The organism is Desulfolutivibrio sp., assembly GCF_036584575.1.
GTDB lineage: Bacteria > Desulfobacterota > Desulfovibrionia > Desulfovibrionales > Desulfovibrionaceae > Desulfolutivibrio.
The window spans coordinates 1-22,555 of record NZ_JAZHDB010000090.1 but is presented as its reverse complement, the minus strand read 5'-3'; the positions used below and the strand labels follow the sequence as shown (position 1 = coordinate 22,555).

The 22,555-nt window shown below is 66.4% G+C and carries 18 protein-coding genes and 1 pseudogene; 16 read left to right on the top strand and 3 right to left on the bottom strand.

What is annotated here, in order from left to right:
* Positions 1-61 precede the first annotated feature (61 nt).
* From V3572_RS07020 to V3572_RS07005, 4 genes are all read left to right on the top strand, one after another.
* Complete coding sequence (locus V3572_RS07020) at positions 62-382, top strand: cobalamin biosynthesis protein (RefSeq protein WP_332110270.1); 321 nt, start codon at positions 62-64, stop codon at positions 380-382.
* A complete protein-coding gene (gene cobJ / locus V3572_RS07015) occupies positions 280-1,128 on the top strand; it encodes a precorrin-3B C(17)-methyltransferase (RefSeq protein WP_442877366.1) in 849 nt (282 codons plus the stop codon). Before V3572_RS07020 ends, cobJ begins: the two co-directional genes overlap by 103 nt.
* A 98-nt stretch (positions 1,129-1,226) precedes the next feature.
* Positions 1,227-1,616: a cytochrome c3 family protein gene (locus tag V3572_RS07010; RefSeq protein WP_332110269.1), complete on the top strand. Its 390-nt coding sequence runs from the start codon at positions 1,227-1,229 to the stop codon at positions 1,614-1,616.
* A gap of 74 nt (positions 1,617-1,690) precedes the next feature.
* Positions 1,691-3,364: a hypothetical protein gene (locus V3572_RS07005; RefSeq protein ID WP_332110268.1), complete on the top strand. Its 1,674-nt coding sequence runs from the start codon at positions 1,691-1,693 to the stop codon at positions 3,362-3,364.
* Positions 3,365-3,441: 77 nt separating this feature from the next.
* Here the strand turns inward: V3572_RS07005 and V3572_RS07000 are convergent, their stop codons facing one another.
* Together V3572_RS07000 and V3572_RS06995 are read right to left on the bottom strand one after the other, a co-directional pair.
* The gene (locus V3572_RS07000; protein WP_332110267.1) at positions 3,442-5,967 is read right to left on the bottom strand and encodes an ATP-binding protein; all 2,526 of its coding nucleotides are present in this window, start codon (positions 5,965-5,967) and stop codon (positions 3,442-3,444) included.
* Entirely contained in the window at positions 5,964-7,277 is a 1,314-nt protein-coding gene (locus V3572_RS06995) for an ABC transporter substrate-binding protein (RefSeq protein ID WP_332110266.1), read from the bottom strand. Before V3572_RS06995 ends, V3572_RS07000 begins: the two co-directional genes overlap by 4 nt.
* A 267-nt stretch (positions 7,278-7,544) precedes the next feature.
* Between V3572_RS06995 and V3572_RS06990 the strand changes: the two genes are divergently transcribed.
* The 12 genes from V3572_RS06990 (at position 7,545) to ahcY (ending at position 21,820) form a co-directional block, all read left to right on the top strand.
* Positions 7,545-8,228, top strand: coding sequence for a response regulator (locus V3572_RS06990; protein ID WP_332110265.1), 684 nt, complete (start codon positions 7,545-7,547; stop codon positions 8,226-8,228).
* A gap of 10 nt (positions 8,229-8,238) precedes the next feature.
* Positions 8,239-9,642, top strand: coding sequence for a HAMP domain-containing sensor histidine kinase (locus V3572_RS06985; protein ID WP_332110264.1), 1,404 nt, complete (start codon positions 8,239-8,241; stop codon positions 9,640-9,642).
* A 54-nt stretch (positions 9,643-9,696) separates the two neighbouring features.
* Positions 9,697-10,458 carry a phosphate ABC transporter ATP-binding protein PstB gene (gene pstB, locus V3572_RS06980; RefSeq protein WP_442877365.1) on the top strand — a complete coding sequence of 254 codons (762 nt, stop codon included), beginning with the start codon at positions 9,697-9,699 and terminating at the stop codon, positions 10,456-10,458.
* A gap of 100 nt (positions 10,459-10,558) precedes the next feature.
* The gene (gene phoU / locus V3572_RS06975; RefSeq protein WP_332110262.1) at positions 10,559-11,236 is read left to right on the top strand and encodes a phosphate signaling complex protein PhoU; all 678 of its coding nucleotides are present in this window, start codon (positions 10,559-10,561) and stop codon (positions 11,234-11,236) included.
* 183 nt (positions 11,237-11,419) lie between these two features.
* Positions 11,420-12,442, top strand: coding sequence for a helix-turn-helix domain-containing protein (locus V3572_RS06970; protein WP_332110261.1), 1,023 nt, complete (start codon positions 11,420-11,422; stop codon positions 12,440-12,442).
* Between the two features lie 145 nt (positions 12,443-12,587).
* Complete coding sequence (locus tag V3572_RS06965; protein WP_332110260.1) at positions 12,588-13,760, top strand: hypothetical protein; 1,173 nt, start codon at positions 12,588-12,590, stop codon at positions 13,758-13,760.
* Between the two features lie 50 nt (positions 13,761-13,810).
* The gene (locus tag V3572_RS06960; RefSeq protein WP_332110259.1) at positions 13,811-14,938 is read left to right on the top strand and encodes a hypothetical protein; all 1,128 of its coding nucleotides are present in this window, start codon (positions 13,811-13,813) and stop codon (positions 14,936-14,938) included.
* Between the two features lie 134 nt (positions 14,939-15,072).
* Entirely contained in the window at positions 15,073-17,334 is a 2,262-nt protein-coding gene (locus tag V3572_RS06955; protein WP_332110258.1) for a DUF3536 domain-containing protein, read from the top strand.
* Positions 17,331-18,170: a tRNA pseudouridine(38-40) synthase TruA gene (gene truA / locus V3572_RS06950; protein WP_332110257.1), complete on the top strand. Its 840-nt coding sequence runs from the start codon at positions 17,331-17,333 to the stop codon at positions 18,168-18,170. Before V3572_RS06955 ends, truA begins: the two co-directional genes overlap by 4 nt.
* Before the next feature lie 172 nt (positions 18,171-18,342).
* On the top strand, positions 18,343-19,203 hold the full coding sequence (gene panC, locus V3572_RS06945) for a pantoate--beta-alanine ligase (protein ID WP_332110256.1): 861 nt from the start codon (positions 18,343-18,345) through the stop codon (positions 19,201-19,203).
* Positions 19,204-19,354: 151 nt separating this feature from the next.
* Positions 19,355-20,524, top strand: coding sequence for a methionine adenosyltransferase (metK, locus tag V3572_RS06940; protein ID WP_332110255.1), 1,170 nt, complete (start codon positions 19,355-19,357; stop codon positions 20,522-20,524).
* Between the two features lie 39 nt (positions 20,525-20,563).
* Positions 20,564-21,820 carry an adenosylhomocysteinase gene (ahcY, locus tag V3572_RS06935; protein WP_332110254.1) on the top strand — a complete coding sequence of 419 codons (1,257 nt, stop codon included), beginning with the start codon at positions 20,564-20,566 and terminating at the stop codon, positions 21,818-21,820.
* Positions 21,821-22,033: 213 nt separating this feature from the next.
* On the opposite strand, the pseudogene V3572_RS06930 reads toward ahcY, so the two are convergent.
* Positions 22,034-22,555, bottom strand: a pseudogene (locus V3572_RS06930) (hypothetical protein); the annotation flags it as partial.

Sequence of the window (22,555 nt, the reverse complement as noted above, 5' to 3'; positions counted from 1 at the left end):
GGGCTGACTCGTTCGAGTAGCGCTTCTTCTCCGCCATGATTCTCTCTCCACAGGGGTGATCGTGGCGGCGGTGCGCCGGGTGCTGGAGGCCCGGGGGCTGGCGGCGTCCTGCGTGGGGATTGTGGCCACAGCCGAGGTCAAGCGCGACGAGCCGGGCCTTTTGCGTGCCGCAAAGGAGCTTTCGGCGGACACGATATTTTATCCGGAGGGGGAGCTGGACGCGGTGGCCGTGCCCACCCCCTCCCAGACCGTAAAACGGCGGGTGGGGACGAAAAGCGTATGCGAAGCGGCGGCGATGCTGGCGGCGGGGACCGATCGGCTCCTGGTGAAAAAGACCATTGCGGGGCCGGTGACCGTGGCCGTGGCGGCCCCGGCCGATTGACGGTGGTGGGGCTTGGCCCGGGCGACGCCGGGCTTCTGGCCCCCATGGCCCGGCAGGCCATCGAGGCGGCCCGGGTGGTGGTCGGCTACGGCACGTACCTTGGGCTTGTGTCTCCTGAACTCCTGGCCGGGAAGGACGTCATCCGCACGGGCATGACCGGCGAGGTGGCCCGGTGCGAGGCGGCCGTGGCCCGGGCCTTGGCTGGGGACGACACGGTGGTGGTGTCCGGCGGGGACGCTGGGGTGTACGGCATGGCCGGGCTGGTGCTGGAGATTTTGGAGGCCAGGGGCCTTTTGGATGTGCTGGAGTTTTCCGTGGCGCCGGGCATTCCGGCCCTGGTCGGGGCGGCGGCGCTTCTGGGCGCGCCGCTTACCCACGATTTTGCAAGCGTCAGCTTAAGCGACCTGTTGACGCCGTGGGAGGTCATCGAAAAACGCATCGACCTGGCGGCCCAGGCGGATTTTGTTCTGGTGTTGTACAATCCGAGGTCCAAACGCCGGGCCGGGCACCTGGCCCGGGCCATGGAGATCATCGGGGCCTGGCGCGGCCCGGACACGCCCGTGGGGGTGGTGCGGCAGGCCTACCGACCGGGGCAGGAGGCGTTCGTGACCACCTTGTCGGGTTTCGACCCCGGGGCCGTGGACATGCTGACCATCGTCATCGTGGGAAACGCGACCAGCCGGATCGTGTCGGGACGGATGCTCACCCCGCGCGGCTATGAGGGAAAATACGGCCTTCCGGGTTGATTTGCCTTCGTTTTTTTCAGCGGTCCTTGACAGGGCGCTATACGTCGCCGTATTGGCTGGTGTGAATAGATTCCCAAACGCTTGAGGAGGTGAGAGGGATGAAAAAGTGGCTTATTGGTTTCGTTGCCGCGCTGTTGGTCAGCGCCTTCTGTCTTCCGGCCCTGTATGCCGTGGACGCCCCTGCGGACCTGGTGATCAAGGCTCCGGACGGCATGGCCGCCACCCAGTCGCCGGTGAACTTCTCCCACAAGGGACACGCGGCCACCGACTGCAAGGTCTGCCATCACAAGTGGGACGGCAAGGCCGCCATCGTGAAGTGCGCGTCCGCTGGGTGTCACGACAGCATTGACCCCAAGGACAAGACCAGCGACAAGTCGTTTTACCGGGCTTATCACGACATGAAGAGCGAAAAGAGCTGCCTGGGCTGCCACAAAAAGCAGCAGAAGGGCCCCACCAAGTGCACGGATTGTCATCCGAAGAAGTCCTAGCACTTCCGTTGTCATGGAGAGGCCGCCACGCGGTCTCTCCATGGCCTCCCAATCGCCCCGGCGCGAGGTGATCGATGCCCGAGACCAACCCCTCCGACGACATCTTTGATCTGACGGACATTGTTGAGGAGGACGGATCGCCCCCTGCGGATCCCGGTTCCGGCGCCGCCGGTGCGGACATGAGCTTCGAGCGTGAGCTTGAGGATCTTTTCTCCGATGCGGGCCCGGCTCCGGCTGCGGCCACGTCCCCGCCCTCGCCCCTGCCTGCCCATGACGACCCTCTGGAACTGGAGGAGATGGATCTGTCCGGAATCGGGCTCGATGCGACCTCGTCTCCGGAGGCGGACCCGTTCCGTCCGGCGGTCGCGGACGATGACGACACGGACGCCATCGATCTTTCCGATTTCGTCGATGAAGAACCGGGCGACGACGATCTGCCCGCAGAGCCTGTGGGGGCCCCTGCCGCTACGCGGCCCGTGGACGTCGGCCCTGAAGCCGTGGACGTCGGGAGCCTGGACGACCTCGAGGCCATGGAGGCGGACCAAGGATTCGGCGCTCCGGCGATGACCGGGGGCATGACCGGGGCCAGGGACGACGACGCCCTGCCCGACCTGACGGGGCTCGGCCTTGAAGAGGACGACGCCTTCGAGGTTCCGGCCGGGGAGGCGTCCCCGAATATTTCCGTCCCTGCCGCCGACATGGCGGCGATGACCGCCACGGGACTGGCCGCAGCCGCCGTCGCCGCTGTCGCGCCGCCGTCACCGGTTCCCCCGGGCGGGGACATCGACCTGGAGGCCCTGGACGCCATCATCGCCAAGGCCGGCGGGCCTCCGCCCGTGCCAACCGAGGAGGAGGCCAAGGCTGCGGCCGAGCTCCTGGACGCGACTACGGCGCGCATCGCCGTCCTGGAAGACCGGATCGCGGGCCTGGAGGCCGAGATGTCCGGGGTGACCGGGCAGACCGGGCGGCACGAGGCCGCGCTGGAGGCCATGGCCGCCACGCCGTCGCCGGATGCCGCCGCCTTGCGTACGGAATGTTCCGCCCTGCTTGAGGAGCGCCTGGAGGCCTTCGGCCGGGATCTGGCCAAAAACGCCCCGGCCCCGGTGGACGTGGCCCCGGCCGTGGCGGCCGTGTCCTCGGAGCTTAAGGCGCACATGGAAGAGCGTTTGGAGGCCTTCGGCCAGGAGCTGGTCAAAAACGCCCCGGCCCCGGTGGACGTGGCCCCGGCCCTGTCCGCCCTGTCGACGGAGCTCAAGTCCTTTCTGGAGGAGCGCCTGGAGGCCTTTGGCGATGACATGTCCGCCCGGCTGGCGAACCTCCCTGACCCGGCCGCCCAGGCTGACGCCGCCGTGGCCCTGCGGCGCGAGATTTTGGACGAGGTCGCACGCCAGATGGCCGAGGCCACGGCCAAATCCGCGGAACTGGCCGATGCGCTGCGCGCCGAGGTCTCGGCCCTCAAGGCCGAACTGGCGGCCGTGACCGCCCAGTCCCCGGCCGAGGCCGGGCCGTCCATGGACGACGTGGCCGCTCTGCGCCAGGAGACGGCGGATTTGGCCAAGGCCCTGGAAGCCCTGCGCGACGAGGTGGCCTGCCGGGTGACCAAGGTGGACCAGGATGCCCTGGCGACACGGATTCGCATGGATATGACCGCAGAGATGCAGGCAGCGATAGAAAAATCCGTCCCGGCCGAGGCCGCCCGGATCATCCGCGAGGAGATCGCGGCCCTGGCCAGCGAGATGGACGACTGATTTCAGGGCTTGCAAAACGACGCAAACGCCCTCGGAGCCGCCTGGTTCCGGGGGCGTTTTTCATGGCGGCCGCCGGGTCATTCGGCAAAGATCACCACATGGATGTTGGGATGGGCCGACAGGCGGGTGAGGTCCATCTCATGGCTGATGGAGCCCGGGATGAAGACCGTGCCCGAGAAGCCTTCCTCCAGGCGTTTCCATAACTCCTCCCGGGTGGTGTGCTGGACCTTGCCCGGGCAGATCATCAAAAGGGGGTTGGTGCTTTCCGCACCGTTGCGCTTGAGCACCATGCATGGCCGGGTGTCCTTGCCCGCCCCGCGAAGCAAACTCACGATGGTTTCGATGAGCGCGCTTTCGCTTATGGGCTTGACCATGCAGGCGTCGCCCCCGGCCTGTTCCCGTTCCCGGGCGGGCAGGGCGGAGATGACCACCACCGGGATGTCCCGTGTGGCGGGATCGGCGCGCAGATGCCGGATGGTGGTCGTGCCGTCCATGCCGGGCATCATGAGATCCATGGTGATGAGGTCCGGCCTGTGGGCCTTGGCCATCTCGATGGCCTGGGGTCCGTCGGACGCGGACAGCACCCGGAAGCCCTCGTCGGCCAGGAGCTGTTCGAGAAAGAGACGCACGGGCGGCTCATCGTCCACCACCAGGATGGTCCCCTGGTTTTTCCCGGCGGGCAGGGGTTGGAGACGGTCCCGGAAGGCCGGTTCCTGCACGGGGCGGTCCGCACCCTGGCGGGAGGCGCCGCGTACGGGCAGGGTGAACCAGAAGACGCTTCCCTGCCCCGGGGCGCTTTCCACCCAGATGCGGCCGCCGTGGCGGTCCACGATCTGGCGGCAGATGGGCAGGCCAAGTCCGGTGCCCTTGGGCTTTTCCGTGAGCGTATCCCCGGCCTGCTTGAATTTCTCGAAGATGATCTGCTGGTCGTTTTCCGAGATGCCCGGACCCGTGTCCGACACCCCCACCCGGATCATCTCGCCTTCAATGAAGGCCCGGATGGTGACGCCGCCTGCGGCCGTGAATTTTACGGCGTTGGAGATGAGGTTGAGCATGACCTGGATGAGGCGGTCCCGGTCGCCCAAAAACTGCGGCAGGCCGAGGCTTATGTCCAGGTTCAGGGACAGGCCCTTTTGTTCGATGAGGGCGCTGGTGGCCGTGACGCTGCGTTCGATGACCTCGGCGATGGTCACCGGTTGCAGGTCCCATTCGATCTTGCCCGACTCCATCTTGGCGATGTCCAGCACGTCGTTGACCAGTTCCGTCAGGCGTTCCCCTTCGGACACGATGATGCCCAGGTTGTCGCCGATCTGTCCCGCCGCGCGCCGGGACTTGTTGTCCGTGGCGTCCAGGCGGGGCAGGATGTCCTCCACGAATTTTTTGCGGATGATCTTGGCGAACCCCAAAACCGAGGTCAGGGGGGTGCGCAGTTCGTGGGACACGGTGGAGATGAACTCCGTCTTCATCCGGTCCACTTCCTTCTCCGAGGTGATGTCGCGCACCAGGATGACCGTGCCCAGCCAGGTGGCGGCGTCGCCGTCGGCCGCAGCGTCGGGCCCGGACGGGCCGTGGGCGTGGGCGTGGATGGCCGAGGCCGCCGCCTTGCCCACCCGGCCGCCGCCCAGGCGGACCTCGGCGGTGAGGATGGCGGTCTGGGATCTGGCCGCCTCGGGAAGCTCGGCCATGGCCCCGGAAAAAAGTTGCCGGGCGTCCTTGCCGGTCAGGTCCGCGCCCTCCAGGCCGAACATGTGGACCAGGGGCGGGTTGAAGTTGGTGATGCGTCCGTGGGCGTCCGTGACCAGGAGGCCGTCGGCCATGTTGTCCATGATGGCCCGCATGTGGGCCAGGGCGCCCTGGAGTTCCCGGGTGGAGGCGGCCACGGCTCGTTCCAGGCCGGAGACGAGATCGGAGAGCTCGTCGGCCATGGAGTTCATGGTGGCCGCCAAAAGGCCCACTTCGTCGTCCGAGGTGATGATGATGCGGGCGGAAAAATCGTGGGCGCGAAGCTTCCTGGCGTATTCGGAAAGTTCCATCAACGGCCGTGAGATGCCCTTGATGAGCATGAAAAACACGACCACGGCCACTGCCAGCATGAACAGCATGAGCAGTTCCTGCTGGATCACGGCGGCGCGGATCTTGGCGTGGATGATGTTTTTGTCCATGCCCACGCAGACCGTGCCCGCCACCCCGGCCAGGATGGGCGCGGACACCTGGATGAAGCCGCCCATGCCGGGCAGAGCCACATCCGTGACCGTGAATCCCGAGGGATCGATCGGGGCCATCTGGACCTCGTCCGGGATGCCGGGCACGAAGGTATGGGAAATGATGCGTCCTTCGTTGTCGAGCACGTAGACGTAGCCCACGCCCTCGATGTCCAGGAATTTGTCGATCATGGCCTGGACCGTGGAGGCGTCCCGGTTGAGCAGGATCTCCACGCTGGCCTCGGCGATGCTCCCGGCGATGGCCCGGCCCTTGGTCTCGTATTCGTCGGTCAGGTCCGTATAGAGGATCCAGGCCGACAACAGGGCCGAGGCGTTGGCCACCACCCCGAAGAGGATGACGATGGCCACCAGGGTCTTGCGGAACAGTTTGGACATCTTCATTTGGCGAACACCGAAAAGTCCCGGATGGGGACGAACTGGTCGCTGACGACCTGGGTCAGAAACACCTGGTCCAGGCCGTCGTGTCTGCCCGGGCCAAACCGCACCGGCCTGCCGATGCCGATGTCCAGGTCATGGAGGCCCTCGGCGGCGGCGCGAAGCTGGGAACGGTCCAGGGGGTTTGGCATGCGCCGCAGGATCTCCACCATGACCTTGGCGTTCAAAAAGCCCTCGAAACCTACCTGGCTGAAGCGGAACGGGTGATATTCCCCCTGCACCAGGTCAAGGGGCAGCCTGTCTCCGTAGGTTTCCATGAGCCGCCGGTATTGGCGCACGGCGGGCAGGCTCACGTCCTCGTAGCTGGGCACCACCTGGGAGTTGATGAGGCCCTTGGTCAGGTCGCGGCCAAGGCGCGTCCCCTCGCGCAAAAGCAGCCGCAACAGCAGGTCGCTGCCCACGAAGGAGACGTTGGCGATGGGCACGTCGAGCCCGGCGGCCCTGGCGTCGCGGATAAAGGCGGCGCAGGCCGGATAGGCCCCCACGGAGATCACGGCGTCGGGGGCCTTTTTGCGCAAAATCTCCACCTGGGGACGCATGTCGGTTTCGAAGGACGAGCCCCGGCGGTAGGTGGCCTCGGCCACCAGGGAGAGCCCATGGTCGGCCAGGGCCAGGCGGGCCCCGTCCCATCCGCTACGGCCGTAGGCGTCGGCCTGGTAAAACACCGCCAGCTTCGTGCGGCCCACCGTCGCCAGGGCGTCCACCAGGGCCTTGACCTCGGCCCGGTAGGAGGCCCGCAGGTTGAAGACGTATTGGGCATAGGGCGGTTCGCGCTGGGGTTGGGCCCCGGAGAAGGGGAAAAACAGGCAGATGTCTTTTTGCCCGTAGCTTTTGAGCAGGGGCAGCACCCGGGTCACGGTGGGGGTGCCCAGGTAGGAGAAAAGCGCCACCACGTCGTCCTCCACCAGGGCGATGGTGTTGGCGATGGCGGGCAGGGGGTCGTAGTCGTCGTTTCGGGCCAAAAGGACGATGTTTTTGCCGTCCACGCCGCCTGTGGCGTTGATGTGTTCGAAGTAGGCCATGGCCCCCCGGTACAGCTCCACGGCCAATCCCCGGGTGGGGCCATGGAACCCGGCGGACATACCCAGGCGGATGCTCTCGGTCGCACCCGCAGGCGTCGCAAACCCGGCGAGACAGAAGAAAAGCAGGGCGGCCAGGGCCATCGGAAGCGACCCGGCAAAAGGCCGGGGCCTTGGCGTGGGTCCATTCGGGAAGGTGGGCCGTGCGGCCACGGCTCCGCCATGCGGCGATTCCATGTTCCTCTTGTATGGGCTTTGCCCTGAAGCGTCAAATTGCACAGTGTCGAGGTGGAATACGGAAACGGTGCGGGAGCAGGCCACTTTTTTGATCCGTGACAGGCGTGTGACGCAGGCCGGGCTGGGTCGGAAACCCCCGCCCCATGCGTCACCCCCGCGTCGTGTTGCCCTTTGCCGCGAGAAATGTCACAGATCCGTAACACGAGCACCATTCCCCCGTCACCCAGCAATGTTCGTAGTTTTCCGTCAAAATCAAGGACGGGAACCATGTCCGACGACACCATTCTTATTGTAGAAGACGACGAGGACATCCTCGAACTCCTGGCCTACAACCTTCAAGGCGCGGGTTTTTCCGTGGTCACCAGCCGCGACGGCTTCGACGCCCTGCAAAAGGCCCGGCGCTCCCCCCCCGATCTGATCCTGCTCGATCTCATGCTGCCGGGCCTGGACGGCTTCGAGGTGTGCAAGGAGCTCAAGCGCGAGGCCAAGACCGCCCAGGTGCCGGTGATCATGCTCACGGCCCGGGGCGACGAGGTGGACCGCATTGTCGGGTTGGAGCTTGGGGCCGACGACTATGTGGTCAAGCCCTTCAGCCCCCGGGAGCTCATGCTGCGGGTGCGCGCCGTGCTCAAGCGTTCCGGCCCCGAGGCGCGGGAGAAGCCGGTGTTGCGGCAGGGGGGGCTGTGCGTGGACCTGGCCGCCCACCGGGCCGAGATCGATGGCGCGGAGATCTTGCTCACAGCCACGGAATTCAAGCTTCTGGCCGAACTTTTCCGGGGCCAGGGCCGGGTGCAGACCCGGGATCAGCTGCTCAACACCGTGTGGGGCTACGAATTCGAGGGTTACGCCCGCACCGTGGACACGCACATCCGGCGGTTGCGGCAAAAGCTCGGGGCCTACGCCCGGATGATCGAGACCGTGCGCGGCGTGGGCTACCGCTTCAAAGATTAAGGGAGGCGGCGTGTCCCTGGGACTCAGGCTTTTCCTCTCCTTTGCGGCCGTGGCCGCCCTGGCCCTGGCCCTGCCGCTGGTCTTTTTTCCGGATCAGCCCATGGCCCAGGCCCCCCTGGCCCTTTTTTTGGCCCTGGCCGCCGCCGCCGCCGCCGGGTTTTTCTTAAGCCGCCGGGCGGCGCGTTCCATCCGGGAGACCATCCAGGTGGCCGAGGCCATCGGCCGGGGCGACTACGCCAAGCGCCTGCTGGTGCCCCGGGGGGGCGAATTCGAGACCCTGGCCGCGGCGATCAACGAGATGGCCCGGGGCATCGAGATGCAGATCCGGACCATCACCGCCCAGAAAAGCCAGCTTGAGGCCATTTTAAATGGCATGAAGGAAGGGGTCATGGTCCTCGACGCCGAGGGCAAGATCCGCGCCGTGAACAAGGCCTTCGACCAGATCTTTCCCGGCAACGGGGAGCGCATGGGCCGTCCGCCCATCGAGGTGGTGCCCTGCGCCCGTTTTCAGGCGGCTTGCGACGCCGTGCTGGCCTCCCCGGACAAGGACGCCCCCCCCCTGATGACGCTTGAGATCGGGCTTGGCCAGGACCGTTTCTACGACGTGAGCGTGGTGGGCCTGCGTGAGGCCCGGGGCGAGCTTGGGGCCGTGGCCGTGTTTCACGATCTGAGCGACTTCAAGCGCCTGGACCGGGCCCGCAAGGACTTCGCGGCCAACGTCACCCACGAGCTGCGCACACCCCTGACCTCGGTGAAGGGCTATGCCGAGACGCTGTTGCAGGACACGGCGGGCCTGCCCCCGGAGCGGGCGCGGTTTTTGGAGGTCATCCTAAAAAACGCCAACCACATGTCCAAGATGATCGAGGACATGCTGTGCCTGGCCCGCATCGAGGACAGCCCCATGCCTGCCGCGCCGCTCCGGGCCGACGCCCTCCAGGCCTTTTTGCTGGCGCGCAAGGAATGCGAGTCCATGGCTGTGGAAAAGCGCATCGGGATCAAAGGCCAGCTCCCCGAGGCCGGGGTGTCGGTCCTGGCCGATATCGGGCAGTTGGCCCAGGTCTTTCGCAACCTTTTGGAAAATTCCGTGAAATACAGCCCGGAAGGCTCCTTTGTCACGGTCTCGCATCAGGTGGGTAACGGGACCGTGACCTTCTGCGTGCAGGATAACGGTCCGGGCGTGCCCCACGAGGACCGGCTGCGGGTGTTCGAGCGTTTCTACCGGGTGGAAAAGCACCGGGCCAAGACCACGGGCAGTACGGGCCTTGGGTTGGCCATCGCCAAGCACATTGTGGAACGCCACGGCGGGCGCATCTGGGTGGAGCGGGCTCGTGGCGAGATGACCGGGGCGGCCTTTCTCTTCACCCTGGCCGCGCCTTCGGGCGAGTCCGGGACCGACGCGCCTCCCCAGGGCTGATGGCCCGGCCCCGGGCCGATTCGGGGAAGTCCGCAAACGACAAGGAATATGGTTATGGCGCACAAAATCAAGATGGCGGCCCGCACTCTCGATTTCTATTACGGGAGTTTCAAGGCCCTGCACGACATCAGCCTGGAGATTCGCGAGAATCAGGTCACGGCTCTGATCGGCCCCTCGGGGTGCGGCAAGAGCACGTTTTTGCGCTGTCTCAACCGCATGAACGACCTCATTCCGGGCACCAGGGTGGATGGGGAGCTGACCCTGGACGGCGCGAACATCCATGCCCCGGAGGTGGATGTGGTGGAGTTGCGGCGGCGGGTGGGCATGGTCTTCCAGAAGCCCAACCCCTTCCCCAAGACCGTGTTCGAGAACGTGGCCTACGGGCTTCGGGTCAACGGCGTGCGCGACAACGCCTACATCGCCCAACAGGTGGAAAAGAGCCTGCGCGACTCGGCGCTCTTCGATGAGGTCAAGGACCGGCTGCACGACTCGGCCCTGGGCCTGTCCGGCGGCCAGCAGCAACGGCTGTGCATCGCCCGGGCCCTGGCCGTGGCCCCGGACGTGGTGCTTATGGACGAACCGGCCTCGGCGCTGGACCCCATCGCCACTCAGAAGATCGAGGAGCTCATCCACGAACTCAAAAAGCGGTTCACCATCATCATCGTCACCCACAGCATGCAGCAGGCGGCCCGGGTGTCGGACATGACCGCCTTTTTCTACATGGGCAAGCTGGTGGAGACCGACAACACCGAGACCATCTTCACCCGGCCCTCCAACAAGCAGACCGAGGACTATATTACCGGCCGTTTCGGTTGACGCCCCGATCCCGGACGCCGCCGGAATCGATCCCTCATCCCTTTTCATGGTCACACGGACGTCTCGCTTCGCGCGGCGTAAGCGGCCAGGAGGAACAAGCATGGACGGCAGAAGCCATTTTCACGCCGAGTTGGAACTCCTCACGGAAAAGCTCCTGCACATGGCCGCCCTGTCCCGAAAGGCCCTGGCCGACGCGCTTACGGCCTTTTCCGAACGCGATTCGGCCCTGGCCCGGGAGGTCATCGACCGGGACACGGAGATCAACCGCATGGAATGCGAGCTGGACGACACCAGCCTGCGGCTGTTGGCCTTGGAGCAGCCCGTGGCCCTGGACCTGCGCCGGGTGGTGGGCGCCATGCGCATGACCATCGATCTGGAACGGGTGGGGGACGAGGCCCTGCACATCGCCGAGCGGGCCATCTTCCTGTCCCATTTGCCGCCCGCGCCCCTGCCTGCCCATCTGGACGAGCTGGCCTTCCGGGTCACGGAGATGCTGGACAAGGCCTTAAGCTCCTTTCAGGGCGGCGACACGGATCTGGCCCAGGAGGTCTGCCGCATGGACGCGGGCATCGCCGATCTCAACGTGTTGGTGCTCAAAGACGCCCTGCAGCAGGTGGAGAATTCATCCCGCACCACCCAGAGTCTGGAGCGGTCGATCCACGAGGTGGTGGCCGGACGCTCCCTGGAACGCATCGGCGACAAGGCGGCCAACATCGCCGAGGCTACCATCTTCGTCATCAAGGGCGTGAGCCTCAAGCATCACTGCCGTCCGTTCTGAGCCGCCGATTTTTTGCCGATCCACGCCGGGGCATGCCGAAAGGTATTGCCCTGGCGTTTTTCTTGACCCGCGCTTTCCGCAGGGTTATCGATAAGTGACGAATAACGGGGCCGGACATGCGCCGCAGCATAGGTATCCGCGCGCCAGTCCGTCACCTCGACCCGTCCGGAGGCCCGCCCGCTCATGAACCGCGAACTGACCCACAAGGATCTGGCCCGGCGTCTTGGGGTGTCCGTGACCACCGTCAAAAGTTACCGGTCCAAGTTTCCCGGGGTCATCCTCCCCGTGGGGCGGGGGAAGCCCCTGCGATTTCCGTCCGAGGCCCTGGCCGCCTGCCGGGCCATCCATGGCGGATTCCAGCGTGGATTATCGATTGAAGACATAAAAAGCGTTTTAAAAAAAGACTTTCCTTTGGTTGAGAAATATGAACGCCTGTCGATAAGCGACGGAATGGCGGGCCCCGCAACCGGGGGTTCTCCCTCCCCGGGCCGTGAAGTCCCGGCGACGCCGATCAGTCCGGACGACGCGGGGCAGGACGACTTCCAGGGCGTGGCCGCGATACGGCGGGAGGCCCAGGCCGTGGCGCAGCAGGACACGGCCCGCCGCCTGGAGCGCCTGGAAACCATGCTGGCCGAACTCGTGGCCCTGGGCAGCCGCACCCATTCCCTGCATGTGGAGCTTCTGGCCAAGCTCGACGCCCTGGCCGGTCTGCCCCGTTTGTCCGGCCTGTCTGGCCTGTCCGGGCGCGGGGCCGACGCATCCCGCGCCGTCGCAGGCGCGGGCGCGGACATCCCCGGCCAGCCCCCGGCGGTCTTCGTGGCCCTGCCTGTGGTGGTCCTGTCCGAGCGCGGCGAATACCTGGGCATCACCGGCGCGGACGGCGCGGCCTTCAGCCTGGGAGAATTCAAGGCCCATCTCCTGCGCCGGGCCGGGCGCATGGACGCCGCCGGGGAGATGTACGCCGCCTGGACGTCGCGCGGCGACGACTGGGTGTTGACCCTGCGCGGCGTGGACCGTCGGATCGGCGGGGCCGGGCTGGAACATGCCGGAGGCCAGGAAACGGGGCACGAGCATTCTTTTCGCGCCGCCATCACCCCCAAAAACAATCGCGTGGCCGTGTTTCAGGGGCTGCGCATCAATGGAAAAGATGTCTCCGAGGCCTTTCTGCGGGCCTTTTTCAAGCAGATCAAAGACTCCCTGGAATAGCCGACGGGCCCGCTGCATGGTCCAGCCCTTTTTTTCTTTGAAGAAACGGCCCAAACCGGTATAGGAAAAGCGGCTTTGGACATGTCGTGCGCGGCCAGAGGGGAGTGCGCCGGAAAACCTGTCGGCAACCCAGTCGAGACGCTCCATGAAGATGCCGAAAATTCCCGTCTATTCCTTGAAGATCCTTTTTGCCGTGGGCCTGCCGACGGTGTTGGCGGTCGTCGCCTGCCTGGCGGCGGCCACGGCCCAGAACGCCTCGGGGCGATCCGCCGAGGCCTTGGCCCAGGTGGCCTTCGGCCGGGGAGAGGCGGCCATGCGCCTGGAACGGCAGACCTTGCTGACGGCCCATCATCTGCGCGGCTACGCCCTGACCGGGGAGCGGCACTTCCTGGAGGAGGCGAAAAAGGAACTGGCCGTGGCCCTGACGCGCATGCAGGAACTGAAGGCGTCGGCCAGCCGGGCGGGCGGCGCCGAGTTTGCCGAGGAGGCCGAGCGGGTGGCGTGGCTGGTGGACGCCTATAAAAAGGCCGCCGAGGCGATTGTGGGGCAAAACGAGGCCGTGGCCGAGGCCCGCACGGCCTTCGAGGCCGCCGGAAACCGTTTCACGGATCTGGCCGAGGCCTATGCCGCGCGCAAAAAGGCGGCCCTGGTGGAGTTGGCGGTCAAGTATCCCCCGGGCACGCTGGTGCGCGCCGTGTCCGACAAGATTTTCCACGCCCAGGATCTGGCCGGGATCGCCCGGGAGGTGCTGGCGGCCGAGGCCGAGGCCGGTCGTGTCCGTCGGCCGGAGCTTCTGCGCGCGGCCATGGAGCGCCTGGGCGGCCTGGACGCCCTGGTCGAAGGGCTGCGCCTCCAGGCCTCGGAGGCCGACATCAAGGACGCGTTGGAGATCGCCGCCGTGGCCGGGGAGTTCGACAAGGCCGCCGGGCATCTGGCCAAGGAATGGGAGCTGTTGCACGCCTCGGGGCGAACCCTGGCCCTGGCCGAGCGCGACGCCCTGGAGGCCGCCTCCCGGGCGGTGGAGAGCGCCGCCGTGGTGGAGCGCAAGGGCATGGAGGCCTTTGCCTCGGAACTGGCCGTGCAAAAGTCCCTCTTGTGGACCCTTCTGGCCCTGACCCTGGCCTTTGGCGTGGTGTGGATCGTGCTGGCCGTGCGTTTCCTGGGGGTTCCCGTGTCCCGGTGCGCGGCGTTCGCCTTTGAGCTGGCCACGGGTCGCGTGCCCAAGGGGCTGTCCGTCTCCGGCCGCGACGAGGTGGGGATATTGGCCGAGTCCCTGCGCGAGGTGTCCAGGCGGTTCGGCCGCAGCTTCGCCAGATGACGCCGCCGCCCGTCCCTGCCTGGCCGCACCGGCCGGGAACGGTTTTTCTTGTGGCGGCCATCCTGATCCTGGCCATTTTGGCGTTTTCGGCCCTGGCCCATGGCCAGCCACCGGAACCGTCTTCCCCGTCCGCTCCGGCCCTCGCGTCTGCCCAGGCCGTCGTCCCCAACGACATGGGGGCCGTGGAGGCCGCTCCTGACACCCCTGACGACGCCCGGGAGGCGCAGGAGATCAAGGCCCGGGGGCCGGTGGGGTTTCGCGGCCTGCCCTGGGGGGCGGCGGCGGCGGGCCATCCGGACCTGGAATATCTCTATGGCGCCGGGGAGGTGGCGTATTATCGCCGCACCGGGGACAACCTGGAGATCGGCGAGGTGCGCCTCAAGGACATCCTCTACGGATTCTACCGCGACAGCTTCTTCCACGTGCAGATGCGCGCCCGGGAGCCCGGGGACATCGCTGCCTTAAGGACCGCCTATGCCGCCAAATACGGCCCGCCCCTGGAAAACGTCACGTCCCTGGACGAAAACTACCTGTGGAGCTGGCCCCAGGCCCAGATCGCCCTGGATCGGGACATCTTGGAGGATTCTCTGTCCATCGGCTACACCCATCTGCCCGGGGTGGAGCGCATGCGCGCCGAGGCCCCGGACCCCGTGCCCGGCGATCCGGTCTTTTTGCGGCCCGGCATCGCCGTGTACGCCAGACGGCCGCCCCCCGACGGATTCGGCGGCATCCCCTTCGGCGCGCATGTGGCGGACCTTCGGGACATGGAATATCTTTTCGTCCACAAGGACGTGCGCCACTATCGCCGGGCAGGGGAGACGCGGCGCATCGGGGGCATCGTCGTGGACGACGAGGTCTATTCATTCCGCGACGACAAGCTGTTTTATGTTATTTTGGTCATCAAACATCCGGCTCCAGGTGACTTCGAGCGCTTGCGCGCGGCCTACGAGGCCAAGTACGGCGCCTTCGCCACGGTTTCGCCCGGGGTGTCGGAGCACCTGGTGTGGAGTTGGCCTGCGGCGGCTGTGGTCCTGATCCGGTACCGGGACACGGGAAACCTGGAGATTTGCTACGTCTACACCCCGGTCCTGCGCGACGGGGAAAACCGGATGATCGAGTCGGCGCTTGGGGCCATGGCCAAAAAAACCTTTGGCGACAGTGTGTTGGTCAAGCCGTGAGCGTCTCCCGGGACCGCTGGACATGTCCCGTTCGGCCTGAACATGGCGACGGGTTTTGGCGTACGAGGCGCTGATTTTTCGACCCCGCAATACAAAACGGCCGCCACCCCGCAAGACAGGGGCAAGGAGCTTCCATGGACCGATTTTTGTGCATCCACGGCCATTTCTACCAGCCTCCCCGGGAAGATCCCTGGCTTGGGGCGCTTTTGCCCGAGGGCAGCGCCGCGCCGAGCGCCAACTGGAACGAGCGCATCTGCCGTGAGTCCTACGCCCCCCTGTCCCGGGCCCGCCGCCTGGACGGCGCGGGGCGGATCATGGACATCTTCAACCTGTACGAATGGATCAGCTTCAACTTCGGTCCCACCCTGTGCCGCTGGATGGAAGCCCAGGCCCCCGAGACCCTGGCCCGGGTGGTGGAGGGCGACCGGGCCAGTCTGGCCCGGCTGGGGCACGGCAACGCCCTGGCCCAGGTCTGCCACCATGTGATCCTGCCCCTGGCCTCGGACCTGGACAAGCATCTGGAGGTGGAGTGGGCCGTGGCCGATTTCCGGCATCGCTTCGGCCGCGATCCCGAGGGCATGTGGCTGTCCGAGGCCGCCGTGGACACGGCCTCCCTGGAGGTGCTGGCCGAAAACGGCATCGCCTTCACGGTGCTGGCCCCGTGCCAGGCGGCCTTCGTGGCCGATCTGGACGGCGGCGACCGCCGGGCCGTGTCCGAATGGGATCTGGACATCACCCGGCCTTACCGGGCCATGCTGCCGTCGGGGCGGCATGTGGACATCTTTTTCTACCACGGCGGCCTGTCCCAGGCCGTGGCCTTCGAGCGGCTCCTGACCGATGGTGAGAACTTCTGGCGCAGGCTCTCGGGCGCGGCCGGCCCTGGCCTTTTGTCCCTGGCCACGGACGGGGAGACCTACGGCCACCATTTCCAGTTCGGGGAAATGGCCCTGGCCTACGTCATGGCCCAGGCCGCCTCGGGCCGCGACGGTCTGTCCCCCACCAATTTCGGGGCCTATCTGGCGAAAAATCCGCCGCAACACCGGGTGTGGCTGCGTGAGCCCTCGGCCTGGAGTTGCGTGCATGGGGTGGAACGCTGGCGTTCGGACTGCGGCTGCACCAACGGCGAGCACCCGGGCTACAACCAGAAATGGCGCGCCCCCTTGCGCGCCGCCTTGGATCTGCTCAAGGCGGAGGTGGACGCCCACTATTTTGTCGCCGGGGCCGGACTTTTCCGCGACCCCCGGGGGACGCTTCTGGCCTATGGCCAAGTGCTGTGCGGGGCCATGGACAAGACCGATTTCGAAGCGGCCCGCTTCGTCCCCGGGCTTGCCGCCGACAAGCGCTCCCTGGCCTGGACGCTTTTGTCCATGCAGCGCTTCGCCGTGTCCTCGTTCGCCAGTTGCGCCTGGTTTTTCGACGAACTGACCCGCATCGAGCCGGTCAACGCCCTGACCTATGCCCTGCGGGCCATGGATCTGGCCCGGGATGCAGGCATGGCCGACCCCGAGGAGCGGTTTTTGCGCGAGCTGGAAAAGGCCGAGTCCAACGACCCGGCCATGGGCGACGGCCGCGACGTCTGGAACCATCTTGTCACGCCGCGCCGGGCCACGGCGAAGACCCTGGCCCTGCAGACCCTTTTGACCCTTGAGGCCGAGGACCGTCTGCCCGGGCCCGGCAGGCCGGGGCAGGCCGTGGCCTGGCCCGCCGTGACCGCCTCCGCGGCCCTGGACGCGGCCACGGGGGATGGCTGCGCCGCCGGGACGTTCACCCTGGCCTGGACCCTGGAAAGCCGCCTGGAGCAGTACGGGATGTCGATTACGCCGGGAGCGGACGGCGGCCTCCCCGGAGGCCGGGCCTGCCTGTCCAGGCCGGACGGCGACGGACAGGAGACCATTGCGCTTGAGGCCTCGGGCCTGGCCTGGAACAAGCGGCAGGCCGCAGCCGACGCCCTGGCCGGGCACGCCGAGGCCCGTCTGTGGGAGGCCTCCCTGGCCCTGGCCGCCAAGGGCCTGCGCCTTTTGCCGGAGATCCAGGAAGCCCAGGTCACGGTCAACCTGGCCCCCTTGTGGGCCGGGATGTATCCGGGGCTTGTGTGGCGTCGTCTGTTCGGCCTGGAACTGGCCCCTGGCCGGGCGGCCCTGCTGGACGCCTTTTTGCGCGCCGCCGGGAAGGGCAACCCCGGGGTTTCGGCGTTGATGCAGCGGGTGGTTCGGGAGTTTCTGGACCGGCTGTCCGGGCCGGAACCGGACTTTGCGTCCCTGGCCCTGGCCGTGACCCGGGGCCGGGCCATTGGATTTGATCCGGACTGGTGGGCGGTGCAGAACCTTTTGTGGGAGCGGTTTGGCGCCCGCGGGGCCTGTCGCCCCCTGGCCGATCTGTTGTGGTTCGCCGGGTGAGCCCGACCCCTGCCGGGGCGCCGCCCTGCGTCCGGTTGCATCTTGTTGTCGCCTACACTGGCGCCCGGTTCCACGGCTGGCAACTTCAGGCCGGGGACCGCACGGTCCAGGGGGTTGTGGAAAAGGCCTTGGCGACCCTGGCCGGACGGCCGGTGCGGGCCATCGGTTCCGGGCGCACGGACGCCGGGGTCCATGCGGTGGGCCAGGTGGTCCATGCCGACGTGCCGCAGACCCGGGCCGGCCTGCCCTGGCGGCGGGCCCTCAACGCCCTGTTGCCGGACGATGTGTCCGTGGTGCAGGCCGGACCCGCGCCGCCCGGGTTTCATGCCCGCTTCGGGGCCGTGAGCAAGACCTATGCCTATAGCCTGTGGACCGAACCGGAATTCGTGTATCCCCAGCGCCGCCCCTTTGTCTGGGCCTGCGGCCCCGTGGACCGGCAGGCCATGGTCCTGGCGGCCCGGGAGTTCCTCGGCCGACGCGATTTCGCGGCCATGCAAAATACCGGCACGAACGTGGGAAGCACGGTGCGCACCCTGGAATCCGTCGCCGCCTGGCCGGGGCAGACCCCCTTCGAGACGGTCTGGCGGTTTACGGCCGACGGCTTTCTCAAGCAGATGGTGCGCAATGTCATGGGCTGCCTGGTGGCCGTGGGCAAAGGAAAGATCTCCCCGCCGGACGTCCGAACCCTGTTGTCCGTAGGGGACAGAACCCGGGCCCCGGCGACCGCCCCGGCCAGGGGGCTGTGCCTGGAATCGGTGGAGTACGGGGACCATGAGCACGGGGAGGCGCACTCTATTTTTGACGAACCCGCGCCGGACCAGGGGGGCTGCGGCTGACGCCAGGTATGGCAGGCCGTCCCTGCGCGAGCTGACGCCGCTTCGGCCAGGCGGGGGCCATGGCCGCCGGGACGAGGCCCTTTCTGCGCGGCTGCCCCCGGCCCGGACCTGGCGTGGACAGTCAGGGGGATTTGGGCTACCGAGGCCGGAACGTAAATGACCGGAGGACGCCGTGCGTATCGTTTCAGACCCGAAACAGATGCAAAAAATTTCGATGGATCTGCGCAATGAGCGCAAAATCGTGGGATTCGTGCCCACCATGGGCTTTCTCCACCAGGGGCATAAAAGCCTCATGGACCATGCCCGGGAACACGCCGACGTGGTGGTGGTCAGCCTGTTCGTCAACCCCGCCCAGTTCGGTCCGAATGAGGATCTGGACCGCTATCCCCGGGATCTCGAGCGCGACCGGGAGGTGGCCGCCTCGGCCGGGGTGGACATTCTTTTCACCCCTGACCCGGCGGCCATGTACGCCCCGGACGCATCCACGTTCGTCACGGTGGAGGGGGTGTCGGCCGGGTTGTGCGGGGCCTCCCGGCCCACGCATTTTCGCGGCGTGGCCACGGTGGTGACCAAGCTTTTCATGCTGGTGAATCCCACGTTCGCCGTCTTCGGGGAAAAGGACCGCCAGCAGTTGGCCGTTATTTCACGAATGGTACGGGATTTGAATATCCCGGTCGCCGTGGTGGGGAGACCCATCGTGCGCGAGGCCGACGGCCTGGCCTTAAGCTCCCGCAACGTCTTCCTCTCCCGGGACGAGCGGGACCAGGCGCCCTGGATCAACAAGGCCCTGGAGGCCGGGGCGGCCCTGGCCGCCTCGGGCATCCGCGACGTAAAGACCATCCTTGCCGCCGCCCGGGACATCCTTGCGGCTTACGCCCCTCTGGGGGCCGTGGACTACCTGGAGGCCGTGGACCCGGATTCCATGCAGCCCGTGGAGACGGTGGCGGGACCGGTGGTGCTGGCCGCAGCGGTGCAATTTTCCCGCGCCCGGCTCATCGACAACCGGCTGGCGCTGCCCCCGCACGAGTCATAAGCGGCGCGGCGGCTGGATTTCAGGGGGCTTGCTTGTCCTTTTCCGGAAAACCGTTTAAGCGAAATCCCTATCATCCCAAGAAACGCCATGGCCGGGACTTCCGCTTCCATTTCCCCGGCGTGATGGACACCAGTATGGAGGATATTCGTTCATGATCAATGCCAAAGGTCATTATCTTTTCAGCTCCGAATCCGTCACCGAGGGGCATCCGGACAAGGTCGCGGATCAGATTTCCGACGCCGTTCTGGACGCCTTGCTGGCGCAGGATCCCGACTCCCATGTGGCCTGCGAGACCCTGGTGACCACGGGCATGGCGTTTATCGCCGGAGAGATCACCACCTCGGCCTACGCCGACCTTCCGGCCATCGTCCGGGAGACCGTCAAGGAGATCGGCTACAACAGCTCCACCATGGGCTTCGACTGGGAAACCTGCGCCGTGGTGTCCTCGGTGGACAAGCAGTCCGTGGACATCGCCCAGGGCGTCAACCGCACCAAGCCCGAGGATCAGGGCGCGGGCGACCAGGGCATGATGTTCGGCTTTGCCTGCACCGAGACCGAAACGCTGATGCCCGCCCCCATCTACTACGCCCACAAGCTGTCCCGCCGTTTGTCCTATGTGCGCAAAAATCAGGTTCTCGACTTCCTGCGTCCCGACGGCAAGACCCAGGTGGCCGTGGAATACGTGGACGGCAAGCCCGTGCGCATCGACAACGTGGTGGTGGCCTGCCAGCATGACGAGAACATCGCCTACGCCGACCTTGTCGAGGCCATCAAGAAAGAGGTCATCTTCAAGACCCTGCCCGAAGAGATGGTGGACAAAAAGACCAAGATCTACGTGAACACCACCGGCCGTTTCGTCATCGGCGGCCCCATGGGCGACTGCGGGCTCACCGGCCGCAAGATCATCCAGGACACCTACGGCGGCATGGGCAACCATGGCGGCGGCGCGTTTTCCGGCAAGGATCCGTCCAAGGTGGACCGTTCGGGCGCCTACATGGCCCGCTACATCGCCAAAAACCTGGTGGCCTCGGGCGCGACCGAGCGTTGCGAGGTGCAGATCGCCTATTGCATCGGCGTGGCCGAGCCCCTGTCGGTTCTGGTCACCTCCTTCGGCACGGGCGTGGTGGGTGACGAAGAACTGACCAAGGCCGTGCGTCAGGTCTTCGATCTGCGCCCCTATTTCATCATCAAAAAGCTCGACCTCAAACGCCCGATCTACAAGCTAACCTCCTGCTACGGGCATTTCGGCCGCGAACGCCCGGAATTCACCTGGGAGACGACCGATATGGCGGGCGATCTGAAAACGGCGCTCAAGCTGTAGGACGCCCCGTTGATTCACCTTTTACAAGGATAAAAGCACATGGAATACGACGTCAAAGACCTGGGTCTGGCCGAACAGGGCAAACTGCGCATGGAATGGGCCGGCCAGTCCATGCCGGTTTTGAAAATCATCGGCGAGCGCTTCAAGAAGGAAAAACCCCTGACCGGCATGCGCATCGCCGCCTGCCTGCATGTGACCACCGAGACCGGCAACCTCATGCGGGTCTTGAAAGACGGCGGGGCCGAGGCCTATCTGTGCGCCTCCAACCCCTTAAGCACCCAGGATGACGTGGCCGCCGCCCTGGTCAAGGAATACGGCATCCCCACGTTCGCCATCAAGGGCGAGGACAACGCCAGCTATTACAGCCACATCATGTCCTGCCTGGAAGCCAAGCCGCACATCACCATGGATGACGGCGCGGACCTGCTGGTTACCCTGCACTCCGAGAAAAAAGAGCTCATCAAGGACGTCATCGGCGGCACCGAAGAGACCACCACCGGCGTCATCCGCCTCAAGGCCATGGCCGCCAAGGGCGTCCTGTCCTATCCGGTCATCGCCGTGAACGACGCCCTCACCAAGCACATGTTCGACAACCGCTACGGCACGGGCCAGTCCACCATCGACGGCATCATCCGGGCCACCAACCGTCTGTTGGCTGGATCCAATTTTGTGGTCTGCGGCTACGGCTGGTGCGGCAAGGGCCTGGCCTCCCGGGCCCACGGCATGGGCGCCAACGTCATCGTCATCGAGGTCGACCCCCTGCGCGCCCTGGAGGCCATGATGGACGGCTTCCGGGTCATGCCCCTGGCCGAAGCGGCCCCCATCGGCGATTTCTTCTGCACCGTCACCGGCGACATCCACGTCATCCGCTACGAGCACTTCGAGGTCATGAAAAGCGGGGCCATCGTGTGCAATTCCGGCCATTTCAACGTGGAGATCGACCTGGATGCCCTCTATGCCAAGGCCACGGCCCGGCGCATGATCCGCGATTTCGTGGAAGAGATCACCCTGCCAAGCGGCGCCCACGTCAACATCCTGGCCGAGGGACGCCTGGTCAACCTGGCCTCGGCCGAGGGCCATCCGTCCAGCGTCATGGACATGAGCTTCGCCAACCAGGCCCTTTCCGCCGAATACCTGGTGCAGAACTACAAAAGTCTGGCGAAAAACGTCTTCAAGGTGCCCGATCCCATCGACCAGGAGATCGCCCGCCTGAAGCTGGCCTCCATGGGCGCGGACATCGACGTGCTGACCCCGGAGCAGGTGAAATACCTGTCCTCTTTCGACATGGGCACCTAGTCCCCGGCGAAGCGAAAAACACGCCTGCACACGCCCCTCCGCCCGGTTGTCCGGACGGGGGGGCGTTTCGCTTGGGTACGGGGAGTCCTCCAGGATCGGCGTGGCGAATGCGCCACGAACCGAGCCGGGGCGGTCGGCTACGGCGCGGCGGGCCCGGGCGATGTGTCATGCGACGGCGCGGACAAAGCCTGACCGGGGGCTTGGGTTGGGTGATTATTTCGCCGGGCCGTGCGGCGGTGCGGGCGGCGTCTGACCCGCCGGGGCATCCAGGCGCACGGCGATCCGGGCCGGGGGCGCGTCGGCCTGCCACAGCAGGCGGCTGCGCTCGTCCACGTCGGCGATGCGTTCGAAGTTCTTGCGGGCCAGGAAGGTGACGGACCCTTCCACGGGCTCGTGCTCATAAAAGCCGGGGCCGTAGGTGAAGATGAACTTTGAGAAGCGGCGAAGGGTCCGGACCAGGCCCGTGGCCGAGTCGTGCAGGACCAGGGCCTCTTGGTCGGCGGGATGGCGGGTGACGTCCACGAACCGGCCGGGCTCGCTGGCGACTTCATAATGGCCGCAGAATTCGTCCAGGGTGAAGTCGTATCCGGCCAGGCGCCGCAGCGTCATGGCCGTGACCTTGCCGGTCTTGATCTGTCCCTTGCCCACATGCAGGGGGGGCGGCAGGTTCATGTTGCGCTTGACCGGGCTTATGACCTCCACCCCGGGGGGGGCCAGGGGCCCGGGCGGCGCGGC